General features: G+C 66.0%; 20 protein-coding genes. 4 read left to right on the top strand and 16 right to left on the bottom strand.

Going from position 1 to position 18942, the window contains the following annotated elements:
* Positions 1 to 69 precede the first annotated feature (69 nt).
* From paaK to paaA, 9 genes are all read right to left on the bottom strand, one after another.
* Positions 70 to 1386 (bottom strand): phenylacetate--CoA ligase PaaK, encoded by a 1317-nt coding sequence (gene paaK / locus BXA00_RS16925; RefSeq protein ID WP_076519626.1) that lies wholly within the window; start codon positions 1384 to 1386, stop codon positions 70 to 72.
* Between the two features lie 101 nt (positions 1387 to 1487).
* Positions 1488 to 1958 carry a hydroxyphenylacetyl-CoA thioesterase PaaI gene (gene paaI / locus BXA00_RS16920; protein WP_076519624.1) on the bottom strand — a complete coding sequence of 157 codons (471 nt, stop codon included), beginning with the start codon at positions 1956 to 1958 and terminating at the stop codon, positions 1488 to 1490.
* Complete coding sequence (gene paaG / locus BXA00_RS16915; RefSeq protein WP_076519623.1) at positions 1958 to 2746, bottom strand: 2-(1,2-epoxy-1,2-dihydrophenyl)acetyl-CoA isomerase PaaG; 789 nt, start codon at positions 2744 to 2746, stop codon at positions 1958 to 1960. The genes paaI and paaG overlap by 1 nt, the downstream gene beginning before the upstream one ends.
* 16 nt (positions 2747 to 2762) lie before the next feature.
* Positions 2763 to 4427, bottom strand: coding sequence for a phenylacetic acid degradation protein PaaN (paaN, locus tag BXA00_RS16910; protein ID WP_076519621.1), 1665 nt, complete (start codon positions 4425 to 4427; stop codon positions 2763 to 2765).
* Positions 4428 to 4474: 47 nt separating this feature from the next.
* Positions 4475 to 5563, bottom strand: a complete 1089-nt coding sequence (paaE, locus tag BXA00_RS16905; protein WP_076519619.1) for a 1,2-phenylacetyl-CoA epoxidase subunit PaaE — start codon at positions 5561 to 5563, stop codon at positions 4475 to 4477.
* A gap of 14 nt (positions 5564 to 5577) precedes the next feature.
* On the bottom strand, positions 5578 to 6084 hold the full coding sequence (gene paaD / locus BXA00_RS16900; protein ID WP_076519617.1) for a 1,2-phenylacetyl-CoA epoxidase subunit PaaD: 507 nt from the start codon (positions 6082 to 6084) through the stop codon (positions 5578 to 5580).
* Positions 6081 to 6845: a 1,2-phenylacetyl-CoA epoxidase subunit PaaC gene (gene paaC / locus BXA00_RS16895; protein WP_076519616.1), complete on the bottom strand. Its 765-nt coding sequence runs from the start codon at positions 6843 to 6845 to the stop codon at positions 6081 to 6083. Before paaC ends, paaD begins: the two co-directional genes overlap by 4 nt.
* Positions 6846 to 6861: 16 nt before the next feature.
* Positions 6862 to 7146 carry a 1,2-phenylacetyl-CoA epoxidase subunit PaaB gene (gene paaB, locus BXA00_RS16890; RefSeq protein ID WP_006388300.1) on the bottom strand — a complete coding sequence of 95 codons (285 nt, stop codon included), beginning with the start codon at positions 7144 to 7146 and terminating at the stop codon, positions 6862 to 6864.
* 198 nt (positions 7147 to 7344) lie between these two features.
* The gene (paaA, locus tag BXA00_RS16885; RefSeq protein ID WP_076519614.1) at positions 7345 to 8334 is read right to left on the bottom strand and encodes a 1,2-phenylacetyl-CoA epoxidase subunit PaaA; all 990 of its coding nucleotides are present in this window, start codon (positions 8332 to 8334) and stop codon (positions 7345 to 7347) included.
* 172 nt (positions 8335 to 8506) lie between these two features.
* On the opposite strand from paaA, the gene paaX reads away from it, so the two are divergent.
* Positions 8507 to 9436, top strand: coding sequence for a phenylacetic acid degradation operon negative regulatory protein PaaX (paaX, locus tag BXA00_RS16880; RefSeq protein ID WP_076519612.1), 930 nt, complete (start codon positions 8507 to 8509; stop codon positions 9434 to 9436).
* 34 nt (positions 9437 to 9470) lie between these two features.
* On the opposite strand, the gene BXA00_RS16875 is transcribed toward paaX, so the two are convergent.
* Positions 9471 to 10112, bottom strand: coding sequence for an NAD(P)H-hydrate epimerase (locus BXA00_RS16875; RefSeq protein ID WP_076519611.1), 642 nt, complete (start codon positions 10110 to 10112; stop codon positions 9471 to 9473).
* 72 nt (positions 10113 to 10184) lie between these two features.
* Positions 10185 to 10730: an oligoribonuclease gene (orn, locus tag BXA00_RS16870; RefSeq protein WP_076519609.1), complete on the bottom strand. Its 546-nt coding sequence runs from the start codon at positions 10728 to 10730 to the stop codon at positions 10185 to 10187.
* Positions 10731 to 10790: 60 nt separating this feature from the next.
* Here orn and BXA00_RS16865 point away from each other — a divergent pair, with 60 nt between their 5' ends.
* Both BXA00_RS16865 and rsgA read left to right on the top strand, forming a co-directional pair.
* Complete coding sequence (locus BXA00_RS16865) at positions 10791 to 12041, top strand: M48 family metallopeptidase (RefSeq protein WP_076519607.1); 1251 nt, start codon at positions 10791 to 10793, stop codon at positions 12039 to 12041.
* Positions 12038 to 12940: a ribosome small subunit-dependent GTPase A gene (gene rsgA / locus BXA00_RS16860; RefSeq protein ID WP_076519605.1), complete on the top strand. Its 903-nt coding sequence runs from the start codon at positions 12038 to 12040 to the stop codon at positions 12938 to 12940. The genes BXA00_RS16865 and rsgA overlap by 4 nt, the downstream gene beginning before the upstream one ends.
* 3 nt (positions 12941 to 12943) lie before the next feature.
* On the opposite strand, the gene BXA00_RS16855 is transcribed toward rsgA, so the two are convergent.
* Together BXA00_RS16855 and rplS are read right to left on the bottom strand one after the other, a co-directional pair.
* Positions 12944 to 13675 (bottom strand): CoA pyrophosphatase, encoded by a 732-nt coding sequence (locus BXA00_RS16855; RefSeq protein ID WP_076519603.1) that lies wholly within the window; start codon positions 13673 to 13675, stop codon positions 12944 to 12946.
* 123 nt (positions 13676 to 13798) lie between these two features.
* The gene (gene rplS / locus BXA00_RS16850) at positions 13799 to 14179 is read right to left on the bottom strand and encodes a 50S ribosomal protein L19 (RefSeq protein ID WP_056567581.1); all 381 of its coding nucleotides are present in this window, start codon (positions 14177 to 14179) and stop codon (positions 13799 to 13801) included.
* A 352-nt stretch (positions 14180 to 14531) separates the two neighbouring features.
* On the opposite strand from rplS, the gene BXA00_RS16845 reads away from it, so the two are divergent.
* Entirely contained in the window at positions 14532 to 15404 is an 873-nt protein-coding gene (locus BXA00_RS16845; RefSeq protein ID WP_076519601.1) for a DMT family transporter, read from the top strand.
* Between the two features lie 27 nt (positions 15405 to 15431).
* Here the strand turns inward: BXA00_RS16845 and BXA00_RS16840 are convergent, their stop codons facing one another.
* From BXA00_RS16840 to BXA00_RS16830, 3 genes are all read right to left on the bottom strand, one after another.
* Positions 15432 to 15896 (bottom strand): hypothetical protein, encoded by a 465-nt coding sequence (locus BXA00_RS16840; RefSeq protein ID WP_076519599.1) that lies wholly within the window; start codon positions 15894 to 15896, stop codon positions 15432 to 15434.
* A 76-nt stretch (positions 15897 to 15972) separates the two neighbouring features.
* A complete protein-coding gene (locus tag BXA00_RS16835; protein ID WP_076519597.1) occupies positions 15973 to 17397 on the bottom strand; it encodes a PA0069 family radical SAM protein in 1425 nt (474 codons plus the stop codon).
* A gap of 211 nt (positions 17398 to 17608) precedes the next feature.
* Complete coding sequence (locus tag BXA00_RS16830; protein ID WP_076519595.1) at positions 17609 to 18907, bottom strand: sulfate adenylyltransferase subunit 1; 1299 nt, start codon at positions 18905 to 18907, stop codon at positions 17609 to 17611.
* Between the last annotated feature and the right edge of the window lie 35 nt (positions 18908 to 18942).

The raw sequence follows: 18942 nt of genomic DNA, 5'->3' as shown, positions 1-18942 counted from the left end.
GCGTGAAACAAACAAAAGGCAGCCCGCAGGCTGCCTTTTTTACGCGCCGCGCACGTCGCGCGTGGGGCTTCAGGACTTCGGCCGCTTGTCGATCACACGGCGCGCCTTGCCGGTCAGCGTGCGCTCGACATGGCCCGCATCCGACACCTGGATACGCGCGCTGACGCCGATGTGCGTCTTGACCGCGTGCTGCAACTGCTTGCCCAGGTTGGCGCGTTCGGCATCGGACAGGCCCGAGAACTCCGCGCGCACTTCGGTCAGGATCTCCAGCTCGTCCATGTTGCCCGTGCGGGACAGCACCAACTGGTAGTGCGGCGCCAACTGCGCGATCTTCAGGACCAGCTCTTCGACCTGCGTGGGGAACATGTTCACGCCGCGCACGATCAGCATGTCGTCGCTGCGGCCGGTGATCTTGCCGATGCGGCGCATGCTGCGCGCGGTGGGCGGCAGCAGGCGGGTCAGGTCGCGCGTGCGGTAGCGCACGATGGGCATCGCTTCCTTGGTCAGCGACGTGAAGACCAGCTCGCCGGGTTCGCCGTCGGCCACGGGTTCGCCGGTATCCGGGTTGATGATCTCTGCGTAGAAGTGATCCTCCCACACCACCGGGCCGTCCTTGGTCTCGACGCATTCACTCGCCACGCCCGGGCCCATCACTTCGGACAGGCCATAGATGTCGACGGCGTCGATGCCGGCTTCGGCCTCGATGTCGGCGCGCATCTGGCCCGTCCAGGGCTCGGCGCCGAAAATGCCGATGCGCAGCGAACTTTGACGCGGATCAATGCCCTGGCGGCGCTGCTCCTCCAGAATGTTGCAGAAGTAGGACGGCGTGACCATGATGATGTCCGGCCGGAAATCGCTGATCAGCTGAACCTGTTTTTCCGTCTGTCCGCCCGACATCGGAATGACCGTGCACCCCAGGCGCTCGGCCCCGTAATGCGCGCCCAGGCCGCCCGTGAAGAGGCCGTAGCCATAGGCCACGTGCACCGTGTCGCCGGGCTTGCCGCCCGCCGCACGGATGGAGCGCGCCACCAGGTTGGCCCAGTTGTCCAAGTCGCCCTTGGTGTAGCCCACCACGGTCGGCTTGCCCGTCGTGCCGCTGGACGCGTGAATGCGCGAAATGCGCTCGCGCGGCACGGCGAACATGCCGAACGGATAGTTTTCGCGCAGTTCCTTCTTGGTCGTGAACGGGAACTTCGCAATATCGGACAACTGCTTCAGGTCGTCCGGATGCACGCCAGCCTCGTCGAACGCCTTCTTGTAGTGCGGGACGTTTTCGTAGGCGTGCTTGAGGGTCCACTTCAAGCGTTCGAGCTGCAAGGCCCGCAGTTCGTCCTGGCTGGCATGCTCGATGGGATCCAGTCCCGGCTTGCTCATGGTGTTGGGCATGATGATGTCTCTCCTGAAATTCTCTGCGCCCCGGCTCGGGCGGCGCGCCGCGTGCGGCGCATGCTCCGGCCCGGGTCCTGCTCTTTGGTTCGGCTGTGTGGTCAGGCGTCCGTGGGCACCCCGACGATCTGGCCTTTGATGCGATAGGAACGGCCCCTGAACAAGGCCACGTTGCGGCCGTCCTGGTTGGTGACGGTGACGTCGTAGACGCCCGTGCGTCCGGCAAGCGATCGCTCTTGCGCCACGGCGGTCAGCAGGTCGCCTTCGAATCCCGGCGCCAGATAATCGATCGTGCAGCCCGAGGCCACGGTACTGACGTTGCGGGAGTTGCAGGAGAACGCGAACGCGCTGTCGGCCAGGGCGAAGATGAAGCCGCCATGGCAGGTCTTGTGGCCGTTCAGCATGTCGGGCCGCACGCGCATGGTCAGCCGCGCATAGCCCGGGGCCATTTCCTCGACCTTCATGTCCAGGCCTTGCGAGGCCGCGTCGCCGGCATACATCACCGAGCCCACGGCCTGCGCCAGCTCCTGGGGATCGGACGGCGCTTCAACGGGGGGAACGTGCACGCTCATCATTGCCCCTTGAATTGCGGTTCACGCTTGCCCAGGAAGGCGGCGACGCCTTCCGCGTAATCCGCGCTGCGGCCCAGTTCGCGCATCATGTCGCGTTCCAGGTCGAGTTGCGTGGACAGGTCATTGCCCAGGCTGGCCTGCAGGGCCCGCTTGGTGAAGGCCAGGCCCTTGGTGGGCGCGGCCGCGAAATGCGTGGCCAGGCGCTCCAGCGTGGCGTCGAATTCCTCGTCGGCCACGCATTGCCAGATCAGGCCCCACTCTTCGGCCTGCTTGGCGCTCAGCTTGTCGCCCAGCATGGCCAGGCCCATGGCCCGGGCGCGGCCCACCAGACGGGGCAGCGCGAACGTGCCCCCCGTGTCGGGGATGAGGCCCAGGCGGCAGAACGACTGGATGAAGCTGGCCGAGGCCTTGGCGATGACGATGTCGCCCGCGAAGGCCAGATTGGCCCCCGCCCCCGCGGCCACGCCGTTCACGCCCACCACCACCGGCATGGGCAAGGCGTTGAGCCGGCGCACCAGCGGCGCGTAGAACTTGTCGACGGTCTCGCCCAGGTCGGGCGGCGTGCCGTCCGGCGCGGGCTTGCGCTCGCTCAGGTCCTGGCCGGCGCAGAAGCCGCGCCCTGCCCCGGTCAGCACCAGCACGCGCGCGCCTTCGGTCTCGATGCGGGTCAGCGCATCGGCCACTTCGGCATGCATGTTGGCCGTGAAGCTGTTCAGCTTGTCCGGGCGGTTCAGCGTCAGACGCGCGATGCCGCCGGACAGGTCGAATTGGATATCCTGATAGCTCATGTGCGATCGCCCGGGCTTAGATGTGACGGCGGGTTTGCACCACGCGGAAGCGGTTCGAGACGAACGCCGTGTCCGACAGCGCCGCATTGGCCGCCGGGTTGGCGCCGGTGCCGTGGAAGTCGCTGAAGGCGGCGGTCTGGTTGACGAACACCGCGCCCGTCAGGTTGAGCGAGAGCGACACGCCCGACACTTCCGCGGCGTCCTGGATCTGCTCGGCCACGCGGTCGTCCGTCGTGTAGGCGGACAGGGACAGCGCGCCATGCTGGATGACGCTGTCGCGCGCGAGCTGGATGCTGTGGGCGGTGGAATCGGTGGCCACGACAAAGGCGATGGGGCCGAACCATTCCTGGCCGAGGGCCGCATTGCCGGCCTCGGTGCGCAGCAGCAGCGGCGTGCGCACGCGGGCGTTCTCGAATTGGGGATGGGCCAGCGCCTTGCTGTCCGCCACGACGGGCAGACCGAGGGCGCGCGCTTTTTCAATGCGCTCGACGATGCCGTCGTTCTGGATGGCGCCCGTCAGTTCGACGGCCTTGGCGGCATCCGCGCCGAGCTTTTCCAGCGCCACGCCCAGCGCGGCGGCCACGTCATCGAAGCTGACACGGCCTTCCGGCGTGTTGATGCCGTCGCGGGGCACGTAGATGTTCTGCGGCGCCGTGCACATCTGGCCCGAATACAGGGCCAGCGAGAACGCCAGGTTGCGCGCCACGCCCTTCAGGTCGTTGGTCGAATCGATGATGACCTGGTTCACGCCGGCCTTCTCGGTGTAGACCTGGGCCTGGCGGGCATTCTCTTCGAGCCAGTTGCCGTTGGCGGTGCTGCCGGTGAAGTCGACGATCTTGACGGCCGGGTCCAGCGCCAGTTTCTGCGCGGTGTCGTCGCCCGCTTCGTGCGCGGCCAGTTGCACCACGTCGGGATCAAAGCCCGCTTCCTGCAGCACCTCGCGCGCCACCTTTACGGTGATGGCCAGCGGCAGGATCGCGCCCGGATGCGGTTTGACGATGACGGTGTTGCCCGTCGCCAGGCTGGCAAACAGGCCGGGATAGCCGTTCCAGGTGGGGAAGGTCGAGCAGCCGATCACCAGCGCGACGCCGCGCGGCACGATCGTGAAATGCTTTTCCATGCGGATGGGATCGTTCTTGCCCTGCGGCTTTTCCCAGACGGCGATGCCCGGAATGCGCGACATTTCCTGCCACGCATAGGTGACGGCTTCAAAGCCGCGATCCTGCGCGTGCGGGCCGCCCGCCTGGAAGGCCATCATGAAGCCCTGGCCGGTGGTGTGCTGGACCGCGTAGGCGATCTGGAAGCTCAGCTTGTTCAGGCGCGCCAGGATTTCCAGCGACACGCCGACCCAGGCGCGCGGACCGGCGCGGCGCCAGTCTTCGAGCGCACGCTTGGACGCGGCGATCAGCTTGTCGGCCGGTACACGCGGGTACGTGATGCCCAGGTCGAAACCATAGGGCGACTTCTCGCCGCCCACGACGCCGTCGGCGTCATGCAGGTTCAACGGAAAAGGCTTGCCCTTGAGCGCTTCAAAGGCGGCGCGGCCTTCGTCGTTGGCGGTCTCGCCATAGTTGCGCGGGCTGGGCGACTCGGCAAACGGGCTCCAGTAGCCGCGCAGCGCGGCGGCTGCCAGGGATTGTTCCAGCAGGGGCTGGTGGCGTTCGAAGAATTTCTGGGACACGCTCGTCTCTCCAATAAGATTTGAATGCTTGCCTGGCGCGCGCCGGGTCAGGTTTCCTGGTCGAAGTCGATGACCAGCCGGTCGCTGACCGGGAAGCTCTGGCAGCTCAGGATGAATCCGCGCGCCACTTCGTAGTCTTCGAGGGCGAAGTTGGCATCCATGTCCACTTCGCCTTCGATCACCTTGCAACGGCAGGTGGAACACACCCCGCCCTTGCACGAGTACGGCAGTTCGATGCCCTGCGCCAGCGCGGAATCCAGCACGCTGTCTTTGTTCTTGTCGATGACGAACATGCGGCTATGTCCGTCCTGCACCACGGTGACCTCGCACTGCCCCTTGCCGGGCGCCTGCCGCGCGTCCTGGCCGGTGCGCAACGCGCGCGGGCCCTTGGGCGCGCCGAAGAGTTCGAACTTGATGTTCGCCTTCGGGATGCCGCGGGCCTGCAGCCGTTCGACCACGCTTTCTGTCATGGTCTGGGGACCACAGACAAAAGCGTAATCGATATCCTCCGGGCTCATCCAGGCCGACATGAGCTGGTCGACCTTGTCGCCGTCCAGGCGGCCGTTGAAGAGCTCGATGTCCTGGGTTTCGCGGCTCATGACATAGACCAGCGAAAACCGGTCCATGTAGAGGTTCTTCAGGTCTTCGATTTCTTCGCGGAACAGCACCGCGGACGAGGCGCGGTTGCCGAAGAACAGCGTGAATTTGCTGCGCGGCTCGGTGGACAGGGCGGTCTTGACCAGGGAAAACACGGGGGTGATGCCGCTGCCCACGGCGAAGGCGACGTAATGGCGCGCGTTCTCGGGCGAAAAATCCACCGTGAAATTGCCCGCGGGCGCCATCACCTCGAGGGTCTGGCCGGGCTGCAGTTCGTGGTTGGCCCAACTGGAAAAAGCGCCCTCGTCGACCTTCTTGATCGCCACGCGCAAGAGCTTGTCGTGCGGCGCCGAACAGATGGAATACGACCGGCGCAGTTCTTCGCCGTTGAGCTGCGTGCGCAGCGTCAGGTACTGGCCCGGCAGGAAGGCGAATTCATCCGCCAACGCCTCGGGCAGGTCGAAGGTCACGACCACGGCGTCGCGCGTATTGCGCGCGACCGACGCCACCTTCAATGCATGGAATTGGTTCTGGCTCATCTCGAAACCACGCTTTAGTGAGTCTTGAAATAATCGAAGGGCTCGTGGCAGGACACGCAGCGGTACAGCGCCTTGCACGAGGTCGATCCAAAATTGCTGACCAGGCGCGTGTCGCGCGAGCCGCAGCGCGGACACGCGATGGCCGGGCCGGCCGCACGGCGGCTGATGCCGGAGATATCGATGGCGCGTTCGGCGGGCGCGGCGATGCCGTAGCCCTTGAGCGCCTCTCGGCCCTTCTCGCTCATCCAGTCGGTCGTCCAGGCCGGCGCCAGGCGCGTTTCCACGCGGACCTGGGCGACGCCGTGGCGTTCCAGCGTCTGGCGGATATCCTGGGTGATTTCGCGCATGGCCGGGCAGCCCGAATAGGTGGGCGTGATCACGACCACACAGGCGTCGCCGTCCCACGAGACGTCCCGCACCACGCCCAGGTCCACCACGGACAGCACGGGAATCTCCGGATCGGGGACCTCCTGCAGCCAGGCGTAGACCTGGTCGGCGGCAATGGGCGCGTGGGCGTTCACCACGTCGCTCCCGGATAGGCGCGAGGCAGGTACTGCATTTCGGCCAGCACGTAACCCAGGGCCTCGGTGTGCCTACCCTGGCGGCCGCCCCGGTGCGCCAGATGATTCGCGGCGGCTTCGTCGGGGACGGTCAGCGTGGCTTCTTCCAGCACTTCCCGCACGTGCGCGAGCCAGGGCTGGCGCAGCGCGGACAATTCACAGCCGATGCCGCGCGAGGCGATGTCCAGGTCGATGGCGTCGTCGGCGAACAGCTCGCCCGTGAAGCGCCAGGCGTCGTCGATGGCGGCCTGCATCTTGGCATGGCTCTCGGCCGTGCCGTCGCCCAGGCGCACCACCATGTCGGAAGAACGGCGCACGTGGTAGGTCACTTCCTTGAGCGACTTGGCCGCGATGGCGGCGATGCGCTCGTCGGCGGATTTTTCCAGGCGCTGCAGCAGGAAGTAATGCCAGACGTCGAACAGGAACTGCCGCGCCATGGTGTCGGCATAGTTGCCGTTGTCGCGCTCGACCAGCAGCACGTTGCGGAACTCGTGCGCGTCGCGCAGATAGGCCAGCGCGTCCTCGTCGCGCCCGGCGCCCTCGACCTCGCCGGCCAGCGTCAGCCACATGCGGGCCTGGCCCAGCAGGTCCAGCGCGGTGTTGGTCAGCGCCAGGTCCTCTTCCAGGATGGGACCGTGGCCGGTCCATTCGCCCAGGCGCTGCGACAGGATGAGCGACGTATCGCCCAGGCGCAGCAGGTATTCAAAGAGTGCTTTGTCCATGTCTCCCCCGCCCGCCTTACATGTGCTTGATTTCTTCGGGCATCGGGAAGAAGGTCGGATGCCGGTAGACCTTGCTGTTGGCCGGTTCGAACAGCGGGTCCTTGTCGCCCGGGCTGCTGGCCGAGATATCGGAGGCGCGCACAACCCAGATGCTCAGGCCCTCATTGCGGCGCGTGTAGACGTCGCGGGCATGGTTGATCGCCATTTCGGCGTCCGGGGCGTGCAGGCTGCCCACATGCTTGTGCGCCAGGCCGTGCTGGCTGCGGATGAAGACTTCCCACAGAGGCCAGTCTTTGCTCATGATGGATTTCCTCAAGTGCCGGGCGCGCGGGGCGCGACCGGTCTGCAATAAATGAATAGTTAGAAGTCGCTCAAAAAATCGTCATCCCCCGACGCGCCAGCGAGGGCCAGCGGGGCCGCGCGGATCCGGGCTCCGCCGGTCCGCTGCGGCGCCCCCCTGGGGGGGAAGCGCGCAGCGCTCCGGGGGGGGGCCTCTCCTCTACGCCGCCTTCCGCGCGGACTGTTTATCGGCGTGGGCGACCAGCGCGTCGCGCACCCAGGCGCCTTCCTCGTGCGCCTTGACGCGCGCCGCGAGGCGCTCGCGGTTGCACGGACCATTGCCCTTGAGCACGGCGTAGAACTCGCTCCAGTCGATTTCGCCGAAGTCGTAGTGCCCGCGCTCGGCGTTCCACTTCAACTCGGGATCGGGAATGGTCAGGCCCAGATATTCGGCCTGGGGCACGGTCTGGTCGACCATCTTCTGGCGCAGTTCGTCGTTGGAGAAGAGCTTGATCTTCCAGGCCATGGACTGGGCGCTGTTGGGCGAATCGGCGTCCGACGGGCCGAACATCATCAGCGCCGGCCACCACCAGCGGTTGAGCGAGTCCTGGACCATCGCCTTCTGTTCGGGCGTGCCGTGCAGGCACATCTGCATGAGCAGGTCATAGCCCTGGCGCTGGTGGAAGGACTCTTCCTTACAGACGCGCACCATGGCCCGCGCGTACGGGCCATAGGAACAGCGGCACAGCGGGATCTGGTTGATGATGGCCGAGCCGTCGACCAGCCAGCCGATCATGCCGATGTCGGCCCAGCTGAGCGTGGGGTAATTGAAGATGCTGGAGTACTTGGCGCGCCCGGCGTGCAGATCGTCGATCAAGTCGTCGCGGGACACGCCCAGGGTTTCGGCGGCGCTGTACAGATAGAGCCCGTGGCCTGCTTCGTCCTGCACCTTGGCCAGCAGGATGGCCTTGCGCTTGAGCGACGGCGCGCGGGTGATCCAGTTGCCTTCGGGCAGCATGCCCACGATTTCGGAGTGCGCGTGCTGCGAGATCTGGCGCACGAGCGTCTTGCGGTAGGCCTCCGGCATCCAGTCCTTGGCCTCGATGCGAACGCCGTCGTCGATGCGCCGCTGGAACGTCTGTTCCAGGCCTTCGAGCTGGTCCGCGGTCTTGACCTGCTTGACGCCGGTTTCGACGAGTTGAGCGTACATGGTTGTCTCCTTGAGACGGTTTGCGAAAACGCAAGGCAAACGCTGCGCAGTGCCGTCATGTCATAGGCGGATTATTTAATACAAAAAATTCATTGTCAAACTCAAATCTGTATCACATTGGATTTATGTATCATATCCAGGATCCCGATATCGGCCGTCTCCGGCCCCTCTTATGGCAAACCCTCAGTCGCCCCTGGAACGCACGCTGTCCCGCTTATTGAAAAGCGATCCGCCTCGCGCAAAATCGCTGTGTGTCAGTGTGCTGGGCGATGCGCTGGCCCCGCATGGCGGCGCCATCTGGCTGGGCAGCCTGATCGAGCTGCTGGCGCCCCTGGGCATCAATGAACGCCTGCTGCGCACCAGCGTCTTTCGACTGGTGGCGCAGAACTGGCTGCAATCCGAACGCCACGGCCGGCGCAGCCTGTACCTGATTTCGGAACAGGGCGCGCGCCATACCTCGCACGCGTCGCAGCGCATCTACGAAGGGGCGGCGCAGGACTGGAACGGGGAATGGACGCTGGTCGCGCTGCCGCGCACGGGCAACGGCCTGGCCGAGCGCGGCGAACTGCGCCGCGAACTCACGTGGGAAGGTTTCGGGATGATCGCGCCCGGCCTCTTCGCGCATCCGCACACCGAGGCGCGCGCCGCGCACGACATCCTCGAAAAGCTGGGCATTCCGGACCGCGCCCTGGTGCTGTCGGCCCGCGACCTGGCCGGCGCGGGCGGGCTGCCCATCGCCAGCCTGGCCAGCCAATGCTGGAACCTGGACGACGTGGCCGAGCAGTACCGGCTGTTCTCGCGCAATTTCGGCCCGCTGGAAAAGCTGCTGGAAGAGGCGCCCTCGCCCGCCGAGGCCTTCATGGTGCGGGTCATGGTGCTGCACAACTGGCGCCGGATCGTGCTGCACGATCCGCAACTGCCCGCCCCCATGCTGCCCGACAACTGGCCCGGCCACGCCGCGCGCGACCTGTGCGGGCGGCTTTACTGGAAAGTATTCACGCATTCCGAAATCCACCTGGATGCGCTGGCCGGGCAGGACAACGAACGCTATACGCCCCTGACGGCCGAGGTCGAGTCGCGGTTCGGCGGACGGCCGGCCTGACGCGGCCCCCGCGCGGGTCATCCGCGGCGCGGCTTCAGGACTGAGGATCTGGCTCGGCGGGCATGGCCACGCCCAGGGTGTCGACGTGGCATTCCCCCGCCGCGTCGCGCCCGGGTCCCGGGCGCGCCAGTCCGCGGCTGGCCGCGATGAAAGACAGCGTCCACCGGGCCCGGATCGGCCGGCCCAGCGCCGCGCCGGAATCGGCGTCGATGCCGCTGGGCACGTCCAGGGCCAGCACCGGCGTGTGCATGGCGTTGACGGCATCGATCAGCGATTGCCAGGAAGCATCAAGGGGACGGTTCAGACCGATGCCGAAGAGGCCGTCGATGACCAGGTCTGGCGGCGGTCCAGGCGGTAGCGCGGCGTGGGTGCGGGCTTGCCCGCCAGCGGCCAGCCAGCCGGTCCAGGCGCGGGCGGCGTCTGCGGGCAGCCTGGCCGGCCCGGAAGGCAGCACCACGTGGACGTCAAAGCCCTGCCGCAGCAACAAAGCCGCGGCTTCCAGCGCGTCCCCGCCATTGTTGCCGGGACCGGCCAGCGCCAGGATGGATGCCGTGGCGGGAAACCGGGCCGTGACGAAAGCCGCCGCCGCCGCGCCGGCCAGCGGCATCAGGGCGCGCCCCGACGCCAGGGCGCGCTGTTCGGCCAAGCGGATTTGCGGGACGGAATAGGACGGCATGAGGATTGGGGCGGCCACTCGCCCAGGACACGGTCTGATGCCGAGTGTACGCCGCGACGCTCAGGCGTTCACTCAGACCTTCAGGAAGTGCTCGCGGTAATACTTGAGCTCATCGATGGACTCGTAGATGTCGGCCAGCGCTTCGTGGCGGCTCTTTTTCTCGAAGCCCTTGTAGACCGCGGGCGCCCAGCGGCGCGCCAGTTCCTTGAGCGTGCTGACGTCCAGGTTGCGGTAATGGAAGAATTGCTCCAGGCGCGGCATGTACGCAAACATGAAACGCCGATCCTGGCTGATGGTGTTTCCGCACATCGGCGACTTGCCGGCCGGCACATGCTGCGCCAGAAACGCCAACAGCGTATCCTCTGCCTGCGCCTCGGTCACCGTGGACGCCTTGACCTTGTCGATCAGGCCGCTCTTGCCGTGGGTGGACTTGTTCCAGCTATCCATGGCGTCGAGCAGGCTGTCGGGCTGGTGCACCACGATCACCGGCCCCTCGGCCACGACCGTCAGGTCAGGCTCGGTCACCACGACGGCGACTTCGATGATCCGTTCTTTTTCAGGGTCCAGCCCGGTCATTTCCATGTCGAGCCAGATCAGGCGATTTTCGTTCGCAGCCATATAATTTGCCTATAAAACACGCGATTTTCGCACATCCCTTCTTGAGCAGACGCATTGCCCATGTTCACACTGCTGTTCGTTGCCTTCCTGCTGACCGATATTGCCGTGCGCATGTGGCTGGCGTCCCGGCAGATCCGCCACGTCGCCCGCCATCGCGACCAGGTGCCTGCGGAATTCTCCCATCGCATCGGGCTGACCAGCCATCAGCGGGCGGCCGACTACACCGTGGCGCGAGTCAGGCTGGGCATGCTGGAGCGGACCTATGACGCCCTGGTGCTGGTGGCGCTGACGCTGCTGGGCGGACTGCAATGGATCGATCTGACGGTCAGCCAGCTTACCAGCAACGACTTCGTGCGCCAGATGCTGCTGCTGGTCGTGGTGGCGCTGGTGCTGGGCCTCTTGGGCCTGCCCTTTACCCTGTGGCGCCAGTTCAAGCTGGAGGCGCGCTTTGGCTTTAACCGCATGACGCCGGGCCTGTTCGTGGCCGACGCCGCCAAGGGCCTGCTGGTGGCGGCAGTGCTGGGCTTGCCGCTGGCAGCCGCGGTCTTGTGGCTGATGGGCAGCGCCGGCGCCTACTGGTGGGTCTGGGCATGGGCGCTGTGGACGGCGTTCAATCTGGCGCTGCTGATCATCTACCCGATGTTCATCGCGCCCCTATTCAACAAATTCACGCCGCTGTCCGATCCCGAACTGGCCGGCCGCATCCAGCGCCTGGCGCAGCGCTGCGGCTTTGCCTTGAATGGCCTCTTCGTGATGGACGGCTCGCGCCGCTCGGCCCATGGCAACGCCTATTTCACGGGCTTTGGAAAGTCGCGCCGCATCGTGTTCTTCGACACCCTGCTGGCCCGCCTGAACCCCGACGAGATCGAGGCGGTGCTGGCGCACGAGCTGGGGCATTTCGCCAAGCGCCACATCATCAAGCGCGTCATCTTCAGCTTTGGCGCCGCGCTGGCGTTCTTTGCGATCCTGGGCTGGATCGCCCAACAGCCGTGGTTCTATGTGGGCCTGGGCGTGCTGCCGCAATTGGGCGGGCGCAACGACGCCATGGCGCTGCTGCTGTTCTTCCTGGTCATCCCCGTATTTACCTTCATGTTGACCCCGCTGGCCAGCTGGTATTCGCGCCGCGACGAGTTCGAAGCGGATCGCTATGCCGCCGAACAGAGTTCGCCGGACCGCCTGGTCTCCGCGCTGGTCAAGCTTTACGACGACAACGCTGCAACCCTGACACCCGACCCCGTGCATTCCGCCTTTTACGACAGCCATCCCCCCGCCGCCGTGCGCATTCGCCACTTGATGGCGGCCGCCGCATGAGCGCCCCCTTGGAAGGCCGCATCATTGCCGCCCATGGCCGCCACTACACGGTGGAACTGGCGGACGGCGCCCTGCGCAAGTGCTTTCCGCGCGGCAAGAAAGCCGGGGCCGCGGTGGGCGACCGCGTCAGGATCACGCCGCAGGGCAAGGACGAAGGCGCCATCGACGCCATCCTGCCGCGCAGCAATCTGCTGTATCGGTCCGATGAGATGCGGTCCAAGCAGTTCGCATCCAATGTAGACCAGTTGCTGATCGTCATCGCGGTGCGGCCCACCTTTTCGGACGATCTCACCGGCCGCGCGCTGGCAGGCGCGTGGAGCGCGGGCATCTCGCCGCTCATCATCCTGAACAAGACCGACCTGACCGACGACCTGCCGGCCGCCCGCGCGCGCCTGGCCCCGATCGCCGCGCTGGGGGTGGACGTAATAGAACTGAGCGCGCTGGAGCCCCAGAACGTGCAGACGCTGCTGGCTCCGCGCCTGGCCGGACGCACGAGCCTGCTGCTTGGCCAGAGCGGCATGGGCAAGTCCACGCTGCTCAACGCACTGGTGCCCGACGCCGCCGCGGCCACGCGCGAGCATTCAACGGCGCTGGACATGGGCAAGCACACCACGACCAGCACCCGCCTCTATCACCTGCCCGCTCCCGGCGGTGACCTGATCGACTCGCCCGGATTCCAGGCCTTCGGGCTGCAGCACCTTACCCGCGAAGACATCATCCGCGGGTTCCCGGAGTTCACCCAGCCCATCGAGCAATGCCGCTTCTACAACTGCACGCATCGCCACGAACCCGGCTGCGGCGTGGTGGCGGCCTTGCAGGCGGGCACCATCGATCCGGCGCGCTACGCGCTGTACCAGCGCATCCTGGAAGAAAACCTGGCTGGCCAGCAGCGTTATTGACGCCTAGCGCGGCGTGAACCCGTGGCGCAGCAGGTGATACAGATTGCGCAACATGCCGGCGGTCGCGCCCCAGATGAAGTACTTGCCATACGGCATGCCGTAATACTGGCGCACGCGGCCGTCATCGAGCCTGGCTTCATAGAGGCGATGATTGGCCGGATCCATCAGGAAAGACAGCGGCACCTCGAAGACCTCGGCCACCTCGAACGCATCGGGCGCCAGCTCGAAACCCGGACGCACCAGCGACACCACGGGAATGATGGAAAAGCCGGTGGCCGTCAGATACGGCGGCATGCTGCCCAGCACTTCCACGTGGTTGGCCGGCAGGCCGGTTTCTTCCTGTGCTTCGCGCAGCGCCGCCGCGACGGGGGTGGCGTCGCTGGTCTCGATGCGGCCGCCCGGAAAGCTGATCTGGCCGGCGTGATCATGCAGGTGCGCGGCGCGCTGCGTCAGCATGATGTGTACGCCCTCGTCTCGCGTCACCAGCGGAATCAGCACGGCGGCCGGCACCGGCGTGCCTTCGCGGCCGGGATAGCGCAGATCGTTGTCGCGTGAAAGCTCCAGCGTCCACGTGGAGGGCTGGCTCAGCGTGCCCCGCAGCGAATCCGGCGTGAGCAGACTGGTGGGCACGGGAGGCAGCGATTCGTTGGCCACCACCCACGGCTGCGTCGCCGGGTCGAATCCGGGACGTGCCAGCGGCCTTCGAGGCCGCGCGGAAGACGAGGTATCAGACATTCGGCTCAGAAAATAGAAAAAGGCACCCTCGCAGGTGCCTTTTTAACCCGGAAACCCGTGCCGGACGGAAACGCGGATTGGCGTGAACGTCCGACACTGGCAGGGCCGTGTACCGATAAGCGATCAAGCCGCGGAGGCTTGCTTGCTGACCAGCTTTTCCTTGATGCGAGCCGACTTGCCCGAGCGCGAGCGCAGGTAGTACAGCTTGGCGCGGCGCACGTCGCCGCGGCGCTTCACTTCGATGCTGGCGATTTGCGGCGAGTAGAGCTGGAAAGTACGTTCCACGGCTTCACCCGACGAAATCTTGCGCACGGTGAACGCGGAGTTCAGGCCGCGATTGCGCTTGGCGATCACAACGCCTTCGAAAGCCTGCACGCGCTTGCGGGTGCCTTCAACGACGTTGACGCTCACGATGACGGTGTCACCAGGAGCAAATTCAGGCTTGGCTTGACCGCCGGTCAGACGGGCAATTTCTTCCTGTTCCAGGATAGCGATGAGGTTCATGAGAACTCCTAGATCATCATGCCTTTGCGGGCTAAGACTTTTGCCGTTCGATGTTGTTCACGCGTAGCTGTCATGCGGCCCAGGCGACGATATCGAATCCGATATCAGCATCCAGGTCGATTCCAGCCAAATGCGTGCGCATTGCAACCGGCTTTCAGGAAGATCCGACAGGCGGATTTCCGGCTTGCTCGGGTTGCGTTGCCATGCCGCAAGCAGAGGATGAGATTTGGCAAACCGATGATTCTACACCAAAAATTCCGCGCCGCCTCGGGTAACATGTGCGGCGCGAGCCAGCTTTGCGGTACCCTTCCACCTTCCTGTAACAAACACGTCATCTGACGCTGTTCCCCCCATGTCGTACTCGTCCCTGATATTGGTCGTCCTGGCGGCAATGGCCCACGCCACGTGGAACCTCATTGCCAAGCGCGCGGCCATGGTGGGCGCGCCCTTCGTCTTTGCCTACGGCCTCTGTGCCTCGGTGCTCTATGCGCCGTGGGTAATCTGGGTGCTGGCGCACGACGGCATGACGTGGACCTGGCCCGTCGTCGGGGCGATCCTGGCATCCAGCCTGTTGCATCTAGGCTACAGCCTGTGCCTGCAGCGCGGCTATCAGGTGGCCGATCTGTCGGTGGTGTATCCGATTGCCCGGGGCACCGGCCCCCTGCTTTCCACCACGGGCGCCTTCCTGCTGCTGGGTGAGCCCGCCACCAGCACCGGCATCGCCGGCATGTTGTGCGTGGTGGCCGGGGTGCTGCTCATTGCCACCCAGGGACGGCTTGCCATCTTTCAGCAGGCCCAGGCGTGGGTGGGCGTGCGCTGGGGCGTGGTGATCGGTTTGTTCATTGCGGCGTACACGGTGGTGGACGCCTACGGCGTGAAAGTGCTGCTGATCAGCCCGGTGCTGTTCGACTGGTTCACCTGTGTGACCCGCACCGCGATGATGACGCCGCACATGCTGCGCCGCCCCGCGCACTCATGGGAATCCATGCGCGGCCACTGGCATCTGGCCCTGGCCGTGGGATTTCTGTCGCCGCTGGGGTACATCCTTGTGCTGTATGCGCTGCGCAACGGCGCGCCGCTCAGCCTGGTCGCGCCAGCCCGGGAAATGTCCATGATGCTGGGCACCCTGGCGGGCATGTTCCTGCTTCGGGAAAAGGTGGGCATCGGCCGGCTGGCCGGCTGCGTGTCGATCCTGGCGGGGGTGATTTTGCTCGGCGCCAGTTGACGGCGCACGGCGGTCGCAGACAACCAATCAGAATCCGCCCGCAACGCCCAACCACATCAAGCCGGGGATCATCGCGCCCCAGGCCAGCACCAGCAACACGTCGGTGACCATGGCTTTCATGGTCAGCTGGTTGGCCACCGGCTGAACCTTGGCGTCCCCAATACTGTGGTCGCGCGCCGTTGCCGCGGGCGCGGCGGCCGCGCTCGGACTGTGGTCGCGCGCCGTTGCCGCAGGCACGGCAGGCGCGCTCGGCGCGATGGCGGGCGCGGGAGTGCGCGTCGGCATGGCGGTCGAGGCTTCATCCGGCGTCGGCGCGGGCGGAAACGGCCAGCGGGCGGCGCTCGAGCGCGGGCTCGACGCGGTGGCGCCCCAGGGCATGGCCAATCCGCTCAAGCGGGCGTAAAACGCGCGGGCGCGGTTGGAGCCGCGGCGCAGCGGGTTCAGGGAGACGGCAAGCTCATCCTGCAGGACGGAAATATCAGCGGTGTTCATGGGAACTCCTTGGAGTAACGTTCCAACGCCGAGGCGGATCGCCCTGGCATGCACCCGAGGCAACGGCAGCCTGCGGTCAATCGAACAAGGACAATTGGCCGGCCGCCATGGCGCGCAATTGGCGCTCGCCGCGCCCGTATGCGCCGCTGACCGCAGGCAAACCACCAGGAAAAGGGACCCCTGAAGACGCTTTCGCGCCAACCGGGGATGGGAAATCGGAAGCGGCATTGCCACGGACAGCGCCAGATGAACCGGCAGCCCCGCCGTCGAACAAGGAGGCCGAGGCGCCGGGCCCGGCGGGCGGCTGGAAGCGACTGCAATCGAGCGACAGGCGCGTACGGTTGAGCCCGAGCTTGCGCGTGGCGACCTCGAAGCGCTGACGCAGCAGGTCTGCCCAGATACCGGTTCCGCGCATGCGCGAGCCGAAATTCGGATCGTTGCGGCGGCCGTTGCGCAGGTCTTCGATGCGGTGCAGGACACGCTGCGCGCGGTCCGGGTAGTGGGCGTTGAGCCAGTCTTCGAACAGGGTCTTGACCTCCCAGGGCAGGCGCAGGACGGTGTAGCTGGCGTAGTGGGCGCCGGCGGCCTTGGCCTCGTGGAGGATGTGTTCCAGGGATTCGTCGTTGATGAAGGGAATGACCGGCGCCACCAGCACGCCCACCGGCACGCCGGCGTCGGTGAGGCTGCGCACGGCTTCCAGGCGACGCCACGGGGCGGCCGCCCGGGGCTCCAGCGTGCGCGCCATGCCGGCATCCAGCGTGGTGATGCTGACGTAGACCACCACGAGGTTCTGCTGGGCCAGCGCCGCCAGCAAATCCAGGTCGCGGGCGACCAGGGCGTTCTTGGTGACGATGGTGACCGGATGCCGGGTTTCAAGCATGAGTTCAAGCATGCCGCGGGTCAGGCGCCAGTCGCGCTCGATGGGCTGGTAGGCGTCGGTGGCCGACCCGATATTGATCGGTGACGGCTTGTAGCCGGGCCGGGCAAGCTCCGTGCGCAGCGCCTGCACGGCATTGGCCTTGGCGACCAGGCGCGTTTCGAAGTCCAGCCCGGGGGAATAGCCCAGGTAGGAATGCGTGGGCCGCGCATAGCAATACACGCAGCCATGCTCGCAGCCGCGATAGGGGTTGGCGGCCACGTCAAAGGGGATATCGGGCGAATCGTTGCGCGACAGCATTTTGCGCGCCTCTTCTGCGGTGACCGTGGTCTTGGGCGCAGGCGGCGCGCAACGGGTGTCGGGCAGGATGGGAATGACCGGAGAGCCGGCAACGGCGCCGGCAGCCGGGGAAATATCGTGGAAAGAATCGGGGGCAGAATCGGGGACAGAATCCACGAAATCGGCAGGCAGGCCGGAAGCGGACCAGCCATCGTCGACCTGCACACGGTCATCGCGTTGGAAGCGATGCCGAACATTAGTAACCGCACCCCGACCGCGCAAGGCGGCGGGGGCGGCAGCCGGGGACCCAGAACCGGCGGGAAAAGAATGATCGGTGCGTGCCATAAAAACTACTGTACAAAAACACAGTGGTTTTGACAAGCACCAAAAGCCCTTTTCGTAAGACAGTCCAACTTTACCGCAAGAAGAAGACATCGTCTGAACAATTCGATTTCATCTTGCGATATCGCCCGCAAACCCTTGCCAGCATTGGGTTTGGACGAAAAACAACACGAAATTCCCGGGCTGGAAGGGCGATTTCCAGCCCGTTTGCGGCCTACCGAAGCATGCCTGCGGCAGCCGTCTGATGCGTGGCTTCATCGATCAGGATGAAGGCGCCGGTCGCCGCGACATCGTCGTACCGATCGACCGCGAGCGACTCGCGCGTGGTGAGCGTCACGCGGCCGATGTCGTTCATGCGCAAGGTGCCTTCGGTGTTCTCGACCTCTTGCAACTCATGGATGTCCCGATGCGACAACACCGCGCGCACCTTCGCGGACGTGAGCCGCGTGCCGGACTTGAGCAGATACTTGCGTGCGGGATTCAACGCCTGCGCGTCCAGCCAGCACAGCTCGGCTTCGAACTCGCGCGACACCTGGGCCGGCGCGGCCGTGTGCACGATCACGTCGCCGCGCGAGACGTCGACGTCGCGGTCCAGCACCAGCGTGATCGAATCGCCAGCCACCGCTTCATCCAGCGCGCGATCGAAGGCGCGGACCTCCTGCACCACCGCGCTTACGCCCGACGGCTGCACCGTCACCGCGTCGCCCGGGCGCACCACGCCGCTGGCCACCCGGCCGGCGTAACCGCGGAAGTCGTCCGTGCGATCGCCGCCGTGGCGCGCCACCCATTGCACCGGAAAGCGCAGCGGCGTGGCGCGGCCATCGCCCGACAGGTCCAGCGATTCCAGCAGCGCCAGCAGCGGCTGGCCCTCGTACCACGGCGTCTTGCCGGAGAGCGTGACGACGTTCTCGCCGCCCAGCGCCGACAAGGGCAGCGCGTCGAAATGCGCGATGCCCAGCTTGCCCGCCAGGTCCGCGTACGCATCGCGGATGCGCTCGAACACCGCGCGGTCCCAGTCGACCAGGTCCATCTTGTTCACCGCGACGACGATGTGGCGTATGCCCAGCAGGCGCGCGATGGTGCTGTGCCGCTTGGTCTGCGGCAGCAGCTTGCCGTCGGCCGCGCGGGTCGCATCGATCAGGATGACGGCGACATCGGCCGTCGACGCCCCGGTCACCATGTTGCGCGTGTACTGCTCGTGGCCGGGCGCATCGGCAATGATGAACTTGCGCGTGGGCGTGGAAAAGTAGCGGTAGGCGACATCGATGGTGATGCCCTGCTCCCGCTCGGCCTCCAGGCCATCGGTCAGCAGCGAGAAGTCGATGCCGTCGCCAGCCACCCGTTTGTGCTTGGCGCGCGAGATTGCGTCCAGCTGGTCGGCGAAGACCCCCTTGCTGTCATACAGCAGGCGGCCGATCAGCGTGGACTTGCCGTCGTCGACGGAGCCCGCCGTGATGAGGCGCAGCACGCCGTTGTCGGCGCCGGAAAGAAAGGAATCGTTCAGTGCGTTCATGTGGTTCCCCAGGCGCCGGCTTGGGCCGGCGCGTC

The sequence above is a fragment of the Achromobacter sp. MFA1 R4 genome (assembly GCF_900156745.1).
Classification (GTDB): Bacteria; Pseudomonadota; Gammaproteobacteria; order Burkholderiales; family Burkholderiaceae_B; genus Achromobacter.
This window is presented reverse-complemented; position numbering and strand designations above follow the sequence as displayed.